This window comes from Colwellia sp. 12G3 (genome assembly GCF_002836775.1).
Taxonomy (GTDB): domain Bacteria; phylum Pseudomonadota; class Gammaproteobacteria; order Enterobacterales; family Alteromonadaceae; genus Colwellia.
In genome coordinates this window covers 184,580-201,462 of sequence record NZ_PJAQ01000068.1, presented here as the reverse complement: position 1 = coordinate 201,462, position 16,883 = coordinate 184,580, and the positions used below count along the sequence as shown (strand labels likewise).

The following is a 16,883-nucleotide window of genomic DNA, read 5'->3' as shown; positions in this document are numbered from 1 at the left end:
AATACAAGGAAATACGCATGAATTACCAACAGGTTTTTGAAAATTTTAAAAAGGGTGCTCTGGAAAAAGTAGATGAGCTAATTAAAGAAAATGCCTACAACACGGTGCTAGGTGATTTAAAAGCCGATGGCATCGATATAAATGATTTATCGGAAGATGAGTTTGAAGCGTTATTGGTAGAAGAAATTGCAAAACAGAAAAACTTGTCTACCGGAGCTGCTGCAGGTGCGGGCGCATTATTTTTACTTGGGTTACTCGGTTAATATGTTTAACTTTTTCAAGTTGGTTTTTGCTATTAACTTTATAAAAAGTAATGTTAAACAGTTTATTACACTGGCTATGTTGATCTTGTTGTTTTATATCGTTCCGCATATTTTTGACGATATATTAACCTTGGTAGCGTCATCTTCACGCCTTGCTTGGGTACTAATAAAGTGGGCAATATTACTGTTGCTGATTGTCGGGATTTGTCGGGTTATATATATAATAAGTGTTAAACCCGTTGAAAGTATTTATTTGTTTGTTGAAAAAGAAGACATGTCGGTACATAAGCAAGAGTTATTGGTAAAGAAGCATTTATTGTCAAAAGGTGATCGTATTAAAAATAAATACAGGGAACACCGCTAATGACTTATTTTATCCGTTATGAAAAGGCCCTTAGCGATTATAGGCAATGGATTAATGATTTAACTGACCAGCTTAACAACGTAGAAAACACCATCCTGCAAAAGGACAAAAGCGATCTAGTTGTGGAAAAACTAGTAAGCATAACGATAGCGTCAGTTTTTGTTAGTATCGGCTCGGCTATTTTGGCACTTATCGGGCTTGCTGCAGTTGGACTTATCGGTGGAATACTTTTGTTTATTGTGGGGTGGCTACTCTCTAGAGGGGTCAATAAAAAGGCCTTTGGTTCAGAAAGAACAATGGAGGGTCTTAGTGAACAAGAGCGTCGATTATTATCAGAAAAAGAGCTGTTGATTGAAAAGTTTAGACCTATAGCTAAAAAAATCAATATTGAAAGCCTTAGAAAAGACGTCGCGTTTACTCGGTATAACGACTTGCACAATATGTTGTTGGCATTTTCACAGTTATTAATGGCAAATAAAAGTGACGATTTAGCTTACAAGTATCGTTACAGATACCAACAGAGTATTCAAAGGAATAGAAAGCTTATTCAAACCTTTAACTGTATTTATGCCCCCCAACATCCATTTAAGAAGTAACATGATGAAGCACAATTATTTAACAGTAATGCTAGTGTCTTTAGCGTCGATAGTCTCTTGTTCAGACGCGAGTAATGCTAATAACGTAAAGAAAAATGAGCGATATTATCAAACAAAAATGTGTAAGCAATTAAAGGGAAAAATTGAGCATGTCTTATTCGATAAAACCCGTGTTGACTGTTTAACCAGTGAATATGCGATAGAAGTAGATTGGGCAAAAAAATGGGCTGAAGGTATCGGCCAAGCGCTATATTACGCACAGGTTACAGGTAAAAAACCAGGGGTAGCATTAATTGCATCTACCAGTACCCAAGATCAGCGTTATTTAAAACGTCTTAAAAAGGTTGCTGATAAATTTAATATTAAAATTATTGTAATAGCAAAAGAATAAAGGGAGCCAATTATGTTGTGGATTATTGTGTTGCTTATGGGCGTAATGTTTATTCTTAGTATTAAGAAGAATAGTGCTCGGTATTATAAAAATGAGATTGTAAGCTTAGGTATATTAGGAACCTTTGTAGGTATTGCTATGGGATTGTATAGCTTTGACGCCTTAAATATTAAAGACAGTATGCCCGCATTAATTAATGGGCTAAAAACCGCATTTGTTACATCAGGTATTGGTATTTCTCTCTCCATTTTAATTTCGATAATACGTCCCGTTCAGCAAAATAAAACGACGTTAGCTGATATTAGTGCTAATCAAGAAAAAATGATTGAAGTACTCGAGTCATCTTTAAATAATATTGCTAGGTCGGCTAATCGAGACATTATTTCCTCGTTAGAGCAGGTAGTTAAGCAATTTAACCAAAACTTAACAGAACAATTTGGTCAAAACTTTAAAGAGTTAAATAGTGCGGTAAAGGCGTTAGTTATTTGGCAGAGCAATTATAAAGAGCAAATACAGTTAAACGAAGAGAGCGTAACTCAGGTATTAAACAGCTTAACTACAGTAACAAAAATGCAGGGACAGCAAGAAAAAAACATTTCAAATGTTATTGGTAATTTAGCTAGAAGCTCAGCAGATATCACTAATAACCTTTCTAAAAGTTCAATAGTTATTACTAACAATCTGAAGCAATCTACCCAGATTGTTGAAGAAAATATACAGCTTTTATTAAGGGAAGCAAACGGCCGATGAACCATGATATTGACGAAAACAGTCACTGGCTTCCTATTGCCGATATGATGTCAGCATTAATGATGGTTTTTTTGTTTATCGCTATCTTTTTTATGTATCAGCTTCAAGAGGATAAAGCAATATACTCTGCACAGCTAAACAAAGCACTGCATCAAGAGTTTGATCAAGACTTAGCTCGCTGGCAAGCTGAAATTACTCCCGATAATATTTTAAGATTTAGCTCTCCATTTTCTTTAGGAAGTAGTGAAGTTCCTGTTGTTTTTATGCAGGCAATAAAAGAATTCTTTCCTCGGTATATTTATTTGTTAACGCAACATCAATTTAAAAAAGAAATTGATGAAATTCGTGTAGAAGGGCATACATCCTACGGCTGGGGGCAAGTATTATCTGAGGATGAAATTTATTTAAAAAATATGCGGTTATCACAAAACCGTGCGAGTAATGTTTTGGCATATACCTTCTTGCTTGACGATAAAGTCATTCTTAGAAATAAGGTGTGGTTGAAAAAATATTTGCGAGCCAATGGCATGGCCTTCTCGCAATTGTTATATCGTACAAATGGTGTTGAAGATAGTGAAAGGTCGCGTAGAGTTGAGTTTAGAGTGCTTACCAAAGAGAGTTAGTGGGCTAAGCTAAATAAATGGTCATGTCGATTACTGTATGGGGTAGCTAATATCAGAAGTGGTGAGTTTAATGCTTTAACGAAAAGAGTAAGCGGGAGAGTTAGTGATTAGATATTAGTTAGGTATGTTCAATTGATTTTGCTCATGAACACACTTAGTTGAAATTATTATATCACTTATTTGCTTTCTAGTAAGGGATGGGAAGTTCAATGATAGTAAGAGTGAAATTGTTATCTTTTTGTAAAACATAAGGAAAGTTTATTAGAAATAATGGTAATTATCGCTTTTATAGGAGATAGTAAAAAAGTAAATAGGATGTATTAACTAATATGGATGTTAAAGAATTTAACTCAGCACTAGATTGAATTAAATTTACCCTTCTCTCTACATTTTAATGAGTCACTTCTCAAGCTTGTGAAGTCATTATAGTGAGAATAACCGTCCATCATGTAGTTAATCCAAACCATAAAAAGAACGGAATAACTATGACCCTAAAAAAATTTGTAGCAAATAAACCTCGTGCTCTTCCTGTAATTATTTTAGCTGATACTAGCGGAAGCATGTCTATCGATGGAAAAATAAACTCTCTTAATCAATCTTTAAAAGAAATGATTAACAGCTTCGCTCAAGAAGGTAGAAGTAGAGCTGAGATTAATGTTGCTGTTATTACCTTTGGTGGCCAGGCTGAAGTTCATTTAGATTTAACCCCCGCCTACCAAATTGAACAATTTGAAGAGCTACAAGCGACTGGAGGCACTCCACTTGGCAAGGCGTGTTTGCTAGCTAAAGATTTAATTGAAAATAAAGAGATCCTCCCATCAAGAGCATATCGACCTGTGATTATTTTATTGTCTGATGGTCATCCAACCGATAATTATAGCTCAGCATTCAATGAACTTATAAATAGTGATAGTGCAAAAAAAGCAACCCGCTTAGCTTTATCTATTGGTGCAGATGCAGATGATAGTGTGTTAGGTGATTTCAATAATGACATCGAAGCTCCTCTCTTTTATGCAAAAAATGCTAGTGATATACATCGTTTTTTCCGTGCAGTGACTATGAGTGTATCTAATCATTCAAAAAGCCAGGCACCAAATGAGCCAATGAAACTCGATTTTGCTGAAGCAGCAGAAGGCGAACTTGTTGAAGATGATTTCGAGTTAGACTTCTAAGTAATGCTGAAGCTTATTAAGACTTCTGTCATTGGTCCCGGACATATTAGTGATAATTTACCGAACCAAGATGCGATTGGCCATTTTATTACCGGTCAACATTGGGCAATCGTAGTTTGTGATGGCATGGGATCACGAGTTAATGCGGATATCGGATCCGTGCTTGCAGTTCAATTGATTAAAACAGTACTTAAAAAATCTGACTTTAATGCTTCTCCTAAAACTGTGATAACTGAGTTTTATCAGCTTTGGCTTAATACATTGAAAAAGCGTGCAATAAAGGCAAATGATGCCGTTACTACTGTGTTAATTGCCTGGGGAAACAATAAAGGAAACTTCAGAACTTTTCAGTTAGGTGATGGGGTGATTAGCTCAAAACAGCAAGTCTATTCACCAGAGTCATCAGATGATTTTTCTAATATCACAACAGGGTTAGGTCTCTCAAAAGATTACAGTGATTGGGTTGTAGGAAGTGGCGTCTTATCAAAGAAAAACAATACGTTGCTATTGATGAGTGATGGTATTAGTGAAGATATTACTGACCATTGCGCATTTACAGAAGCACTTGAAAGCTATTCTTTGAATAAATCATCAAGGCGAGTTAAGAAGCATCTAAAAAATATGCTAATTAACTGGCCAACCCCTTTTCATACAGATGATAAAAGTTTAACTATGGTAATTTTAAATGACAAAAAGTAGAAAGAAAATAGTTTATGACAGTCAGGGAAATGAATATGTACTGACAGGTAAAGTTGGTGAAGGTGGGCAGGGAATGGTATGCAGTACAGATCGCCCAGGCACTTTAGTTAAAATTATTAACACAAAAGACAAAGCTAAAATTGATAAAGCTATAAGACAAATACAATGGATTGGACAGCAAAACATTAGTGATTTAAATATGGCACTGCCAAAAATTGCCATTACTCGACCGAAACAGGGTTATGTCATGGAGTTAATGGATGGGCTCATTTCATTACAAGAAGTATTAGAACAAAGCTTTAATGATCTTCAAGACAATGAAAGCACTGAGCAATACCTACTTACAGGGGGGCTCGCTAGACGAACCAAGTTATTATTAGAAATAGCGACAACACTATCTGAACTACATTCTCGTGGTTACGCATACGGTGACTTATCACCGGCTAACATTTTTGTTTCACAACGTGTTGAAGACTCACAAGTTTGGTTTATTGATTGTGACAATATTTGCTTTAATGAACGTGAAGGTTCTACTCACCTTTTTACACCAGGTTATGGTGCACCTGAAGTTGTCCGTAATGAGAAAAACGTTAATAGTCTTACCGATGCATGGTCATTTTCCGTTATCGCATTTGAGTTATTGACGCATCAACATCCTTATAAAGGTTTGCATGTTGAAGATGGTGAGCCTGAAATTGTTGAGCAACAAGCTTTTGAAGGACAATTACCTTGGGTATACGATTCCTATGATGACTCTAATGAATCTGTTGGTGGTATTCCGTTAAGTTTGGTTGCCAACTCTCAGATGGCTGAACTTTTTAAGCGTTGTTTTGAAGAAGGTAAACCAAATCCATTATTGCGACCATCGTTAAGTCAGTGGCGAAAAGTGCTCCAGCAAGCCGTAGATCAAACACTCGATTGCCAGCATTGCCGTCATCAATTTTTCTATCAAGAAAGTAACAAGGTACAAACATGTTCATTTTGCGATCAAGAAGCTGAACCTGGTAGCTTTATTGTTTTTGAGCAGGTTATTGTGGAAGAAGGTGACAACACTCAATTCTACTCATTAAACAATCGTCGCATACTTAACAAAGATGGGACTCTGAGTTTTAGTTCAGCCCCTTATGGAACTGAACTATGGAACCAAACAGGTTCTTTGCTCAACATTAACTGGAAAGAGGATAAGCTTCATTTACAACCCATTAATCATGCGACAGTTCTGATTCATAAAGGTGACTCTGATTTAAAATTCACCCGAGAAAAAAGAATTGCTTTAAGTAACAGTACGACAAAGAACCCTTATTATTTTTCAGCATGGCAACCTAGTGCAATAGAAGATGATGAACATCTTCTATTGATACAAAGTTATCGCTGGCGTTTTGTGTGAGGTAAATGATGAGATTATTAGAATCAAAGTTACTAGAGTCGGATGTTGTAGAATTAATATTAGAAAATTCATCAGAAACTTCATTTAATTGGCTTGTCGGTGAGAGCGTCGAGATATTTGAAGATCATGGATTGTTCTACCTTAAGCAAGGTGACTGTTTTGAGGAAGTAACATTTTCACATTTGCCCTTAGCTAAAGCAGTGAATAGAAATGATCCCCAAGTTGTTCTCGCCGTAGTTTGTTATAAAAAAACTACGGCAGTTGCCATAAAGTTTATGTACTTACGTAACCTATGCCCTGAAAAAGTGACAATCAATCTTGACCAATCTTCAATTAGCGCCATAGCAAAAGTATCTGGAGTCGAACTTACCTTTTCGGCAACACAACAGTGGTTTGAGCAGACGTTCTATTTTAATTATCAACAACAAAATGCCATGTTATGCGAGTTTCATGCAACGGCGCTAGGAGATAGTTTTAAAATTATTGGTGAAAAATATGCAGCTAACATTATTAAGAATGATAAATCGTGGTATATCAACACCGTAATACCATTAAATAGGACCCCCGAAAAATTAACCATGTTTTGTGGTGAACATCAGTTAGTCGAATTTAACTCAAGTAGCGCAGTGGATGAACCAACGCAGCAATTGATGCTTGAGCAGCACACCAAAGAACATGGTAGCTATTTTCAATTATGGCTTAAGTATTCAGAAACTCATTGGCAACAAGCGTCTCGTATAGCCAAGTCTGCTGGATTTTTATCTTATTGTGATTGTGAATCTATCACGGATGAAAAAATTCGATATCGATTTGTTTTAGGCGAAGCTCCAATTAATAATTTTCTCGATAAATATAAAGCTGAATTAGAGAACATAGGTGAACGATTCAACATTGATAACTTAGAGTTGCAGGTAGCTGAAGACGCACCAGACTATTTAACTGATGTTGCTCAATCGTTAAATTTATCAGCGAAACAAGGTGGAAAGCCTAATTGGTTAAAAGAATTGAAATTTACTAATGGCGTGTTAGAAGGAACTCTCAAAGAAAGGCCACCGAGTAAGGGGGTAATCTATATATCTCTTAATGGTATTAAAACCGCACAAGAACGTAAAATGTCAGCGTTCAATTCTCTCCGCCAAGGCAATAATCCATTGCCCCAAATTAAACATATTTTTGAAGGGCTACAGCCTCCACAGCAAAGACCTAAACGTATTAAGGCATTATCAAAAAAAGCTAAAGCGCGCTTTAAGAGTGACCCTACTAGGCAACAAGAGAAAGCACTAAAAATAGCGTTAAATACACCGGATATAGCTTTAATTATCGGACCACCCGGAACTGGGAAAACACAAGTTATCTCTGCATTACAACAACGTATAGCTGAAGAAGGAGATAAATTTGGTTCGCCGATTCAACATCAAGTGTTACTCAGTAGCTATCAGCATGATGCCGTAACTAACGTTGTAGACAGATCGGGAGTGTTTGGATTACCCGCATTAAAAGTAGGAGGAAGAGAAAGAAATAGAAACTCGGGTTCGGGAATATCACAGTGGACCCAGCAGCGTATTGAAAGCTTAAATCCGAATATTAGCTATGAGTTACAAAAGTTTTCAGAATATAAATTATTTGAGTCAATCAATGAGCTTGTATTATCAATTCGTCTTGCCACTACTCCGAGCGACCATAAATTCTTGTTATTATCGTTAAGAAAAAAACTTAATGAGTGGCAAATTGATTATGGCTTTAATATCAAAGCATCAATTCTAGATGGTATTGATGCTTTAACTGAAAGGTTTTCAAGCTTGCCTTGTCTTAATCTATCTAAAGAACAAATAACATTACTATATCGTAAAGTTAGAGGGGTAAGAACAACCGATATCGCATTTAATGATGATGGCTTGTTACGAGCGAAGAGCTTGTTACAAACCTTAGAGACATTAGAGGAAACCCAAGAGTACGCCAAAAAAATAAAAGCGCTAATAAATGATGACGCTAGTTCCTCACAATACGAATCAGTTAAACAAGGTTTACTAGAAGGTTTAAAATCACCTTATGTGATACCAGGTGCACGTCATGTGACAGAAAAAGAGATTGATAATTTAGAACTGTTACAAGAAGACCTGGAGCTGACACTCACTAACAACCCTACGTTAGGGAAACTATATTTTCGACAGCAATATATAGAGACACTACGCAATCAACCCTCCGTAGTCGAACGATCAATTGCAGAATACGTTACGGTACTCGGTGCAACTTGTCAGCAAGCGGCTGGTGACAAAATGGTTTCACTTAAATCAGTTGAACAAAGTGAAAATATCAAGTTTGATTCCGTGATCCTTGACGAGGCTGCTCGTGCTAATCCACTTGATCTAATGATACCTATGGCTATGGCAAGAACGCGCATAGTGCTGGTGGGCGACCATAAGCAATTACCACATATGCTTGAACCCCAAGTTGAGAAAGAGCTGCATGACAAAAATGAAATAGAAATCACTGGTCATGAATTACTCAAGCAAAGTTTATTTGAGCGGCTATATCATGATTTAACAAAATTTGAGAACGAGGGTGGGCCAAAGCGAGTTGTGATGCTAGATACTCAGTTTCGAATGCACCCGGTGCTTGGTGCATTCCACAGTAAAGAATTTTATGAATCGGCAGGTTTACCGGCTGTTAAGTCTGGTTTAAAAGATAAGGACTTTCCGTTGGATGTGCCTAATTATGAAGGGAAATTAGCTGCTTGGTTAGATGTTGATAAAAAGTCAGGGAAAATGAACGAATTAAATGGTTCCAAATATCGTCAATGTGAAGCTGTTATTGTCGCCCAAGAAGCGGCTAATATTCTAAACAAACGTCCTGATTTGTCAGTTGGGATTATTACCTTTTATTCCGCACAGCGTGATCGGATACAAGACCTTATGGTCGATAAAGGAATAATGAAAAAGACCTTTGACGAGTATGAGCCTGCTACAGGTTATGACCAGCTATCTAATGGTGATGAACGTTTTCGTGTTGGTTCAGTCGATGCGTTTCAGGGGAAAGAATTTGATGTTGTTTTACTGTCCACAGTGAGATCTTGGCGATCAGGTACTTCATTTAATAGTGACGATATTAATAAGCAGCTTGGTTTTTTAAGAATTATAAATCGTATCAATGTCGCCATGAGTAGGCAAAAACGGTTATTAATAGTTGTTGGTGACAAATCACTCACCAATCCTGAGTTAGCGGAAACAACCGAATTTGAAGATGGAACGAAGCAGCAAGTATTGCCAGGTTTCAATGCATTTTATCAATTATGTCAAGGAGAGCATGGCTGTGTTCGCTAATACTTATTTTTTACAAACAAAGCAGCCAGACTATGATGCCAAGTCGATGTTATGGCCAGTGCATATGTGGCAGGTGTATACCAATAGTCCAAAAGGAAGAGAGCTAAACATATTTGAAAAAACAATTTTACAACTATTTAATGTTTCAGATAAACGTAATTTAAAAAATGAAGATATAGCTAACTGGTTAGGGCTAGAAACTGACATGGTAAGCTATATTATCACCGCGCAGCTTATACCTAATGGCTGGTTAACTGAAAAAGGGCAAGTGACAGAAAGCGGTACTAAAATACTCGATGATGAGGTAAATGCTAGTTTAACTACTGCCTATGTATTCCAGTGTGCAATTACCCATCAATGGTTACCAAGAGTGTGTTTTAATCTTGAAGAAATATATTCAATTAATAACTCGGACAGGCTTAAATTTAAATTTAAGCGATCGAGTGATTATGTGTCAGTGCCTTTTGTTATTGCTTCAAGAAGTATTGAATCAATGCCACCAAACGAAGAGGACTTGAGGTCAATTTCGACTGATTTTCAAGAGGCTATTTATATTGCCAAAAACACCCGTGATAACGATGAATGGCAGCCGGAACAGTCTAAAGTTGACAGACTAACGCTCGCACCGCAAGGTGCAACACCCGCTTACTTAACTGTTTGGGGTGATACTCAAACGAGTTTTGAATGGACGTTATATGATCCCTTTGGTATTTCAACTAAAGCAACATGGATGAAAGAATTATTTCAACAAGGATGTAAGTCTAATAAAGCGTTAGGCCAATTTGCACTTGCAGCACTTGATGTAGGTAATGCGAAAATGGATTATGAAGAAGCTTGTTTAAATTTTTCAGAAAAAGCTAACTTTACAGTGTTAGTTAAATACCCTAACGCAAAAAAAACACCTGGGTTAACTGATGCTCTTTTTGAAATGTTTGAAGCACATGAAAGGATTTCTCATGAAAAATCGCCTCATAACAGCACTAAAACAAAATTAATTGTTAGCTGTGGACAGGTTCTCGAAGTCGTTTGTACGCAGGTTTTGAAAGACTATGTGTTAGAAAACCCTTACGAATTACCCAAACCACAAACTAAAAATGGTACTGAGATCATTAAACATTTGATAGCAGAAGCGACAGGCATGTCAGTAGATATGTTAAACCAGTCTACTAAGGTTCAACCCTCAAAAATATTTAGTGCAGCGAAAGGGAAAAATAGTTCGCTTAGGGCACAGCTTGTCGCCATTTTTATATCAATGGGTAATCATCGTCAGCATCCATTAAAGTTTCTGCTTGATGATCAAACATATTTTAAGCGCTTCTACGCGTTAACTTTTTTACGTGACGATTGTGCGCACAAATCCCCCCCCAATGTCTCAATAACAACAGTTAATAACGCTGTAGGTTTGATCGACACTTTTTTAAACAAATTATTTATTGGAATTGAAAAAAATGGCTAAAGGAAAAAAGAATAAAAAATCAACGGGTGCTCCAGCAGTATCAAATCATTCTGTCAAACCATCGGGTTTGTTAAAGGGCTTATTTAATAAGGCGGACATAGACTTAGATCCCGAGCTTGAAAACAAGCTTAATGCAGAACAAGATACCCAATTATCAGAATTAATAACGAGCCTTAACAAATCGATTACCGACAATGAGAAGAGTCAAGCTGAGTTAACCAGTAAACAGCAAGACCTTCAAAAAGACGTTACGATATTTGATGCTCGTAAACAACGCATAATGGAAGAAGATAAGGCGTTAACGCAAACACGGCAAGTCATAGAAAAAAATTCAGAATTGTTGCTAAAGCGCGAAAGAGAGTGTGCCGACATTGAAGCGCAGTTAATAGAACGTGAAGCCAACGCACAAGCTGGATTTGTGAGTGAACGCCAAGCATCAGTTGCCTCAATGAAGCAGAGCTTTAACGAACTGCAGCAAAATATAAGTGCGCTAGAACAGCAGAAGCTTAAAAGTGACGTTGATTTAATTTCACATCAGCGCCAACAAGCAGCAGGTTTTCAAGATCAATTACAATCTAAGCTGTCTAATGAAATTGAAAATTTAAATGCACAAAGGCATTCCTTTGAGCAATTACAGCAACAATTAAAAGAAGATCAAATAGAATTAAATACAGCGAAATTTCAATTTAATGAACAGTTAAATCAACAAAAATTAACAGCACAGGCTTTACAACAAGAGTTAGCCCATGAGTTTAAATTTAAAGAGCAACAGCTAGAACAAAAAATTGAATTACTTGAAACACACCGTCAACGAGATCTCGATAAATTTAAACAGCTGCAACAAAAGATAGCCGGATTTTATGAATTAGAACGCGCAGCTAAGATGCGTGAATTTTCGGATCCTAATGATGTATTAGAGTATCTTGACAATGTTGAGCAAGAATTAAAAGAAGCCCGTTCAAAACTTAAAGGACGCTCTGAGACTGATCTTGAAGATGATCTTGAGCACTACAAAGATATCGCTGAAGAAAAAACTGGAGAGTTAGAAATAATGCGTCAAGAATTAGGTGAAGCTCAAGCTAAGGCTCGAAAAAACCAGCTAAGTATTCGTGAAAAACTCGAACTTAAAGCACAAAACGATACATTAGAATTGCATAATAAAACACTCAAAGTATCCATCGATAGCCTTAAAGCTACCTTAGATGACCTCATAGACAAACAACAGTCACAGCAAGCCTTTAGTGAACTCACCAAAATGGATAGAAAGTTTGCAGAGCCTGTAGCTACAACAGCTATCTCTTCATTAAGTGAATTTACCGAAGAGCTACAGCATAGAATTGCTACCGCTGAAAAAGATGTCACGCTTTATTATGATATCAATGATCTTCGTAAATTTGTGGCGGGCCTTGCCATGAGTCAATTGCATGTCTTTGAAGGGATATCAGGTACAGGTAAAACTAGCTTGGTAAAGGCCTTTGCTAAAGCTGTTGGTGGTCATGTAACAACTGTTCCTGTACAAGCTGGCTGGCGCGACAGAGATGATTTATTAGGTCATTTTAATGCCTTTGAAAAGCGCTATTATGAAAAAGAATGCTTACAAGGACTATATCAAGCGCATACCCCGAGTTACAAAAATCGGTTTAATATTATTTTACTTGATGAGATGAATCTTTCTCGCCCTGAGCAATACTTTGCTGAGTTTCTATCCGCCATAGAAATGCGCGATGGTGAACGAAATATAGTATTGATGGACTCAAGTGTTGCTAGTCCCCCGAAATACTTTGTTGAAGATCGTAAAATACCATTGGCAAGTAATACCTGGTTTATGGGTACAGCTAATCATGACGAAACAACGTTTGAATTTGCAGACAAAACCCATGATCGTTCATTTATGATGGAACTTAAACGTCAGCATAAACCCGAAGGCTGGAAACACAATAAAGTAGTTAAAGGGACCATTGATATTCAATCTGTCAGAGATCTCTTTGACAAAGCAGTATCACAGAATAAAAATGAAGTGAACAAGTTACTAACGAAACTCAAAGAGTCGGAATTTACTAAGGTATTAGAAAATGATTTTGGCATAGGCTGGGGTAATCGATTTGAAACTCAAGCTCTACGGTTTATTGCTGTTTATATTGATTGTGGTGGTGAAGCGATTAAAGCACTTGAACATCTTCTAATCACTCGTGTACTTCGTAAAGGCAAAGTGTTGGATCGTTTTGATATATCTCAAACAAAACTAGACAAGTTACTCATAGCTTTAGAAACCCTGCTGGATAATGATTGTGATGAATCTTCACACATATTAATGACGGAAACCGAGATTAAAGCAGAAGGTGTTTTTTAATGCAGCTATTTTCACGCCTAAGTGGCGAGTTAATGCAATGTGACAAAGGCATAACTATAGCATCGGGGCTTTATACTCTGATGGATGGCAAACAGGAAGTCATTCTATTTGATGATGGCAGTGGAGCTTATCATCAGGGCGATATTGACATGTTCTTCAATCAAGATGAACGGAATCAAACCGAGAAAGATAAAATAAACAATGACGAAGCATTAAATATAACTTTTGATGCGATTGCGAATATTACTGAAAAATACGAAGATAATTCGATTGTTAACTTTAGTCACTTATTACCACCAGAGGTCTCTGAGTTTATTGCGCCAACTGATTTAGATAAAGCAATTATGTCAGGGTTTAGTAATGGTATATTTCAAACGATAAACCAATGTCCTAGAATGAGCATGCGTTATGATGTTGAGCTCATGGAAACAAGCCGTGTGAAGCGTTATGCCTCAAACTATCAAGCGCATCTAGTTGCTCATTCTGAATGTTGGCAGCAACGCACTTTCACGGGGATTATTCCTAAAAAACTCAAAGGACAAGTCAGTGAAGATGAGGTCATTATTTATGAAAATAAAGTATATGCCCGGTTAATTGATAACTTACTGCGATACTTGTCTGGCGCACAAGCACGTATCCAACAAATATTGGATGTGATAGCCGAATTTGGGAAGCTTGATGCACAAAGTAATATTCATCACTACATTATTCAAATATCAAAAGACTGGGGGCGAGCATATGAAACTGCTAATGTGAGCGAATTAGAACAGAAAAGTCATGATCAAATGGATATTGTTCAGCAATATAGCGCTAAATTAATTCAGATGAAAAATGGAGAGCTTTATCGGTCAATACCGAAAAATTTACAGGTAGGAATAGCGCTTAAAGCCACCAATATATTAGCTCATGATGACAATTACCGACGGTTAGCTGAAATTTGGCGATGCTGGTCGAAAGTATCCGCCAAAAATCGTCTTAACCCGCAGCAGATGTTAGCAATGAAGCAGCAAAGGCAGCTAGACTACACACATTATGTCACTACGGTTATTAAACAAATCTTTGCAGATATAGGGTGGGAAACAAATACCGACATGACAAGTATTGATATTAATTCCAACTTGAGCATAAAGGTAGATAGACCACAGCAAGGATGTTTCGAATTTCGACACAACCAGCAAGATATTGCGCGGATTATAATTAATGCAGAACCATTACAAGAAAACGATTTGCCACAGGCTTATGATGATGAGACTTTCATTATCTCTCCCCAACTAAGAGTGCTGAAAACCTTCGGTACAATCGTTGAGTTATCACCTTTAAACCTCCACGCTAAAGAAGCACTTTCAAGACTTATCGTGAAAAGTGTATGGAGATGGTTATTAGGTATATTTATTGAGCCGTTACAAGATAAATTACCAACTCCTATTGAGCATGCATTATCTGAAAATAAGTCAATCTACACTCCATTAACCCAAGAACAGACCGATATTATTATCAAACAGGCTAATCAAGAACTTGTGGAAAAAATCAAATTGAAAAATGCGATTGCAACATTTGTTCGCCATTGTCCTTATTGTGGAAAAGAAGGTGATAAACACTCATTTGTAACTAAACCGAGTGGATATTTTAAAGGCCAGTGCCATGATAGATCATGCAACTCAGTATGGGTGCATGACCAAAACAAAGATACCTTCTTTAAATTAAATAATGGGGGAGATAAAGATGGCCGGTTCGCATTTTCAATACCTTAGCGAAAATTTATACTTCACAAGCTTGTTATCGTCAAAAATATTCTAATATCAATATGATGTGATCCTAGTTAATAACAATTAAATAGGATCATATATGAATCAATTATCATACTTACCAACACCCACAGAACAAATAGATAACTACAAATTTTTGCAATATAGCCATCTTGAGTTATATAGATTAAGTCAGGAGGTAGACCAATTCTATTCTAATGATCATGGGTGCTGTTTATTAAAAGCCCGATTATTCATTGAGTTATGGTGTCACGAAGTAGGAGAAAAGCTAGGGCTACGTCCACCTGTAACGGGTGATTTATTAGATAAAATAAAACAAATTTCAGCAAGTAATAAGGTCCCTCCATACATTGTAGAGTCTTTACATCATATTCGTATAGAAGGGAATAAGAGTGCTCATATTGCACAGAGCATAACGGGGCAATGGAGCTGTAGCAGTAGTTTAAGTCGAGTAAAACTTAAACACTTAATGGTAAACTTATTTGAACTTGCGCAATATTTGGCATTTAAGTTAAATAAGCAAACTCAGCCTCAAGAAAGCTGGCAAGAGCCTATACCAAAAGAAATGGCTGATCATGTCTATGCAGCACTGAATGGAAATAATGAAGCAACATACTCATTAGCAGAGCGTACTCTCGCCTCAATTATTAGTTTATCCCAACAAAAAGAGCTTAATAATAAAAAAAGAAAACAACAAATGGAAATGCTAAAGCATGATTTATGTTACTGGCTAGATAAGGCCCATCAACAGGGACATCCTGATACATGGTTGTTGTTTGCTCTTGTGTATAAAGACAATCACCTTCCGTTACCTAAAGGTCAAACTATTGAGCTGTGTTTCAAACAGGCATTGATAAATGATGAGCAGGGTGAGGCAACATATCAGTTTGGTGTTTATTTAATTAATCATAACCAATATAACAGGGGTTGTAATTTAATTGAGCAAGCAGGACTTAAAAATCACCACAAATCAATTAGATTTTTGCAAGAGAAGCACTATCAGAAAGAAACTAAAAAATACTTACATTGGTTAAATATAGGTGTGGAATCATCAGAAATAAGGTCATTCACTTTAGATTTTGAATACAAGTTATTGCAGTGGCAATTAGATGTAGATAATGAGCTTTTAAAGAAGAAAGCCCGAAGTGCATTTATTAGTGCACAGTCACGTTGTTCTCCTGGGATTTCATATTTTGAAGGCTACTGCATATATTTTGGGTGTTGGGGGAAAAAGGCTAATGCGGAGCTTGGCTTAAAGAAGATGGTTGAAAGCTATAAAGATATTCCGCAATTTATATATTACGAAGAGATATTATTTAATTTGCTAAAAGATCAGCATGAGTACATTGAAATAGCATTAGTGATGTCAACAAATGCATTGCGGATCAATCAAACTGTAATAGGTAAAGCTAAAATTAAATTTGATTTAGCAATGTTGATCTGGAGGAAGTTGCGTGAAAATGGAAAAGCAAAATCGCCACATGGCATTAAAAATTTACTCAGAGAGTCAGCGAAAGAGGGCTGTATTGAAGCTTTACAGTTTATCAAGTCACCCAAGGGGCGTGCTTTATTACGTGATAATAGTATAGTCTCTGTCAATCGTAATCATGGACATGTTGATCGTAAAAAGCTAAAAAAGGCTAAAAAGTCTGCCCGTAAAGCAAAACGAAAATAAATAGCTTAAACAATGAATTAGATCAAGGTATTACAAGTTTATAGATACAATTATTTATTAAATACAGTAAG

General features: G+C 36.6%; 14 protein-coding genes. All 14 read left to right on the top strand.

Annotated features, from left to right (window positions below; all coding sequences use genetic code 11):
* The first annotated feature begins 17 nt into the window (after positions 1–17).
* The 14 genes from CXF71_RS18460 (at position 18) to CXF71_RS18395 (ending at position 16,812) form a co-directional block, all read left to right on the top strand.
* The gene (locus tag CXF71_RS18460) at positions 18–263 is read left to right on the top strand and encodes a hypothetical protein (protein WP_101234405.1); all 246 of its coding nucleotides are present in this window, start codon (positions 18–20) and stop codon (positions 261–263) included.
* Position 264: 1 nt separating this feature from the next.
* Positions 265–627: a hypothetical protein gene (locus tag CXF71_RS18455; protein WP_101234404.1), complete on the top strand. Its 363-nt coding sequence runs from the start codon at positions 265–267 to the stop codon at positions 625–627.
* Complete coding sequence (locus CXF71_RS18450; RefSeq protein ID WP_101234403.1) at positions 627–1,223, top strand: hypothetical protein; 597 nt, start codon at positions 627–629, stop codon at positions 1,221–1,223. The genes CXF71_RS18455 and CXF71_RS18450 overlap by 1 nt, the downstream gene beginning before the upstream one ends.
* Before the next feature lies 1 nt (position 1,224).
* Positions 1,225–1,614: a hypothetical protein gene (locus CXF71_RS18445; RefSeq protein ID WP_198559914.1), complete on the top strand. Its 390-nt coding sequence runs from the start codon at positions 1,225–1,227 to the stop codon at positions 1,612–1,614.
* A 12-nt stretch (positions 1,615–1,626) separates the two neighbouring features.
* Positions 1,627–2,364, top strand: coding sequence for a hypothetical protein (locus CXF71_RS18440; RefSeq protein WP_101234402.1), 738 nt, complete (start codon positions 1,627–1,629; stop codon positions 2,362–2,364).
* Positions 2,361–2,987, top strand: a complete 627-nt coding sequence (locus CXF71_RS18435; RefSeq protein WP_101234401.1) for an OmpA family protein — start codon at positions 2,361–2,363, stop codon at positions 2,985–2,987. Before CXF71_RS18440 ends, CXF71_RS18435 begins: the two co-directional genes overlap by 4 nt.
* Positions 2,988–3,472: 485 nt before the next feature.
* A complete protein-coding gene (locus CXF71_RS18430; protein ID WP_101234400.1) occupies positions 3,473–4,159 on the top strand; it encodes a vWA domain-containing protein in 687 nt (228 codons plus the stop codon).
* A 3-nt stretch (positions 4,160–4,162) separates the two neighbouring features.
* Entirely contained in the window at positions 4,163–4,858 is a 696-nt protein-coding gene (locus CXF71_RS18425; protein WP_101234399.1) for a PP2C family serine/threonine-protein phosphatase, read from the top strand.
* On the top strand, positions 4,845–6,245 hold the full coding sequence (locus tag CXF71_RS18420; RefSeq protein WP_101234398.1) for a protein kinase domain-containing protein: 1,401 nt from the start codon (positions 4,845–4,847) through the stop codon (positions 6,243–6,245). Before CXF71_RS18425 ends, CXF71_RS18420 begins: the two co-directional genes overlap by 14 nt.
* 5 nt (positions 6,246–6,250) lie before the next feature.
* Positions 6,251–9,565, top strand: coding sequence for a DEAD/DEAH box helicase (locus CXF71_RS18415; protein WP_101234397.1), 3,315 nt, complete (start codon positions 6,251–6,253; stop codon positions 9,563–9,565).
* Positions 9,549–11,021: a hypothetical protein gene (locus tag CXF71_RS18410; RefSeq protein WP_101234396.1), complete on the top strand. Its 1,473-nt coding sequence runs from the start codon at positions 9,549–9,551 to the stop codon at positions 11,019–11,021. The genes CXF71_RS18415 and CXF71_RS18410 overlap by 17 nt, the downstream gene beginning before the upstream one ends.
* Complete coding sequence (locus CXF71_RS18405) at positions 11,014–13,371, top strand: AAA family ATPase (protein ID WP_101234395.1); 2,358 nt, start codon at positions 11,014–11,016, stop codon at positions 13,369–13,371. Before CXF71_RS18410 ends, CXF71_RS18405 begins: the two co-directional genes overlap by 8 nt.
* The gene (locus CXF71_RS18400) at positions 13,371–15,122 is read left to right on the top strand and encodes a hypothetical protein (RefSeq protein WP_101234394.1); all 1,752 of its coding nucleotides are present in this window, start codon (positions 13,371–13,373) and stop codon (positions 15,120–15,122) included. Before CXF71_RS18405 ends, CXF71_RS18400 begins: the two co-directional genes overlap by 1 nt.
* A 94-nt stretch (positions 15,123–15,216) precedes the next feature.
* Positions 15,217–16,812: a DUF4145 domain-containing protein gene (locus tag CXF71_RS18395; protein ID WP_101234393.1), complete on the top strand. Its 1,596-nt coding sequence runs from the start codon at positions 15,217–15,219 to the stop codon at positions 16,810–16,812.
* Positions 16,813–16,883 lie beyond the last annotated feature (71 nt).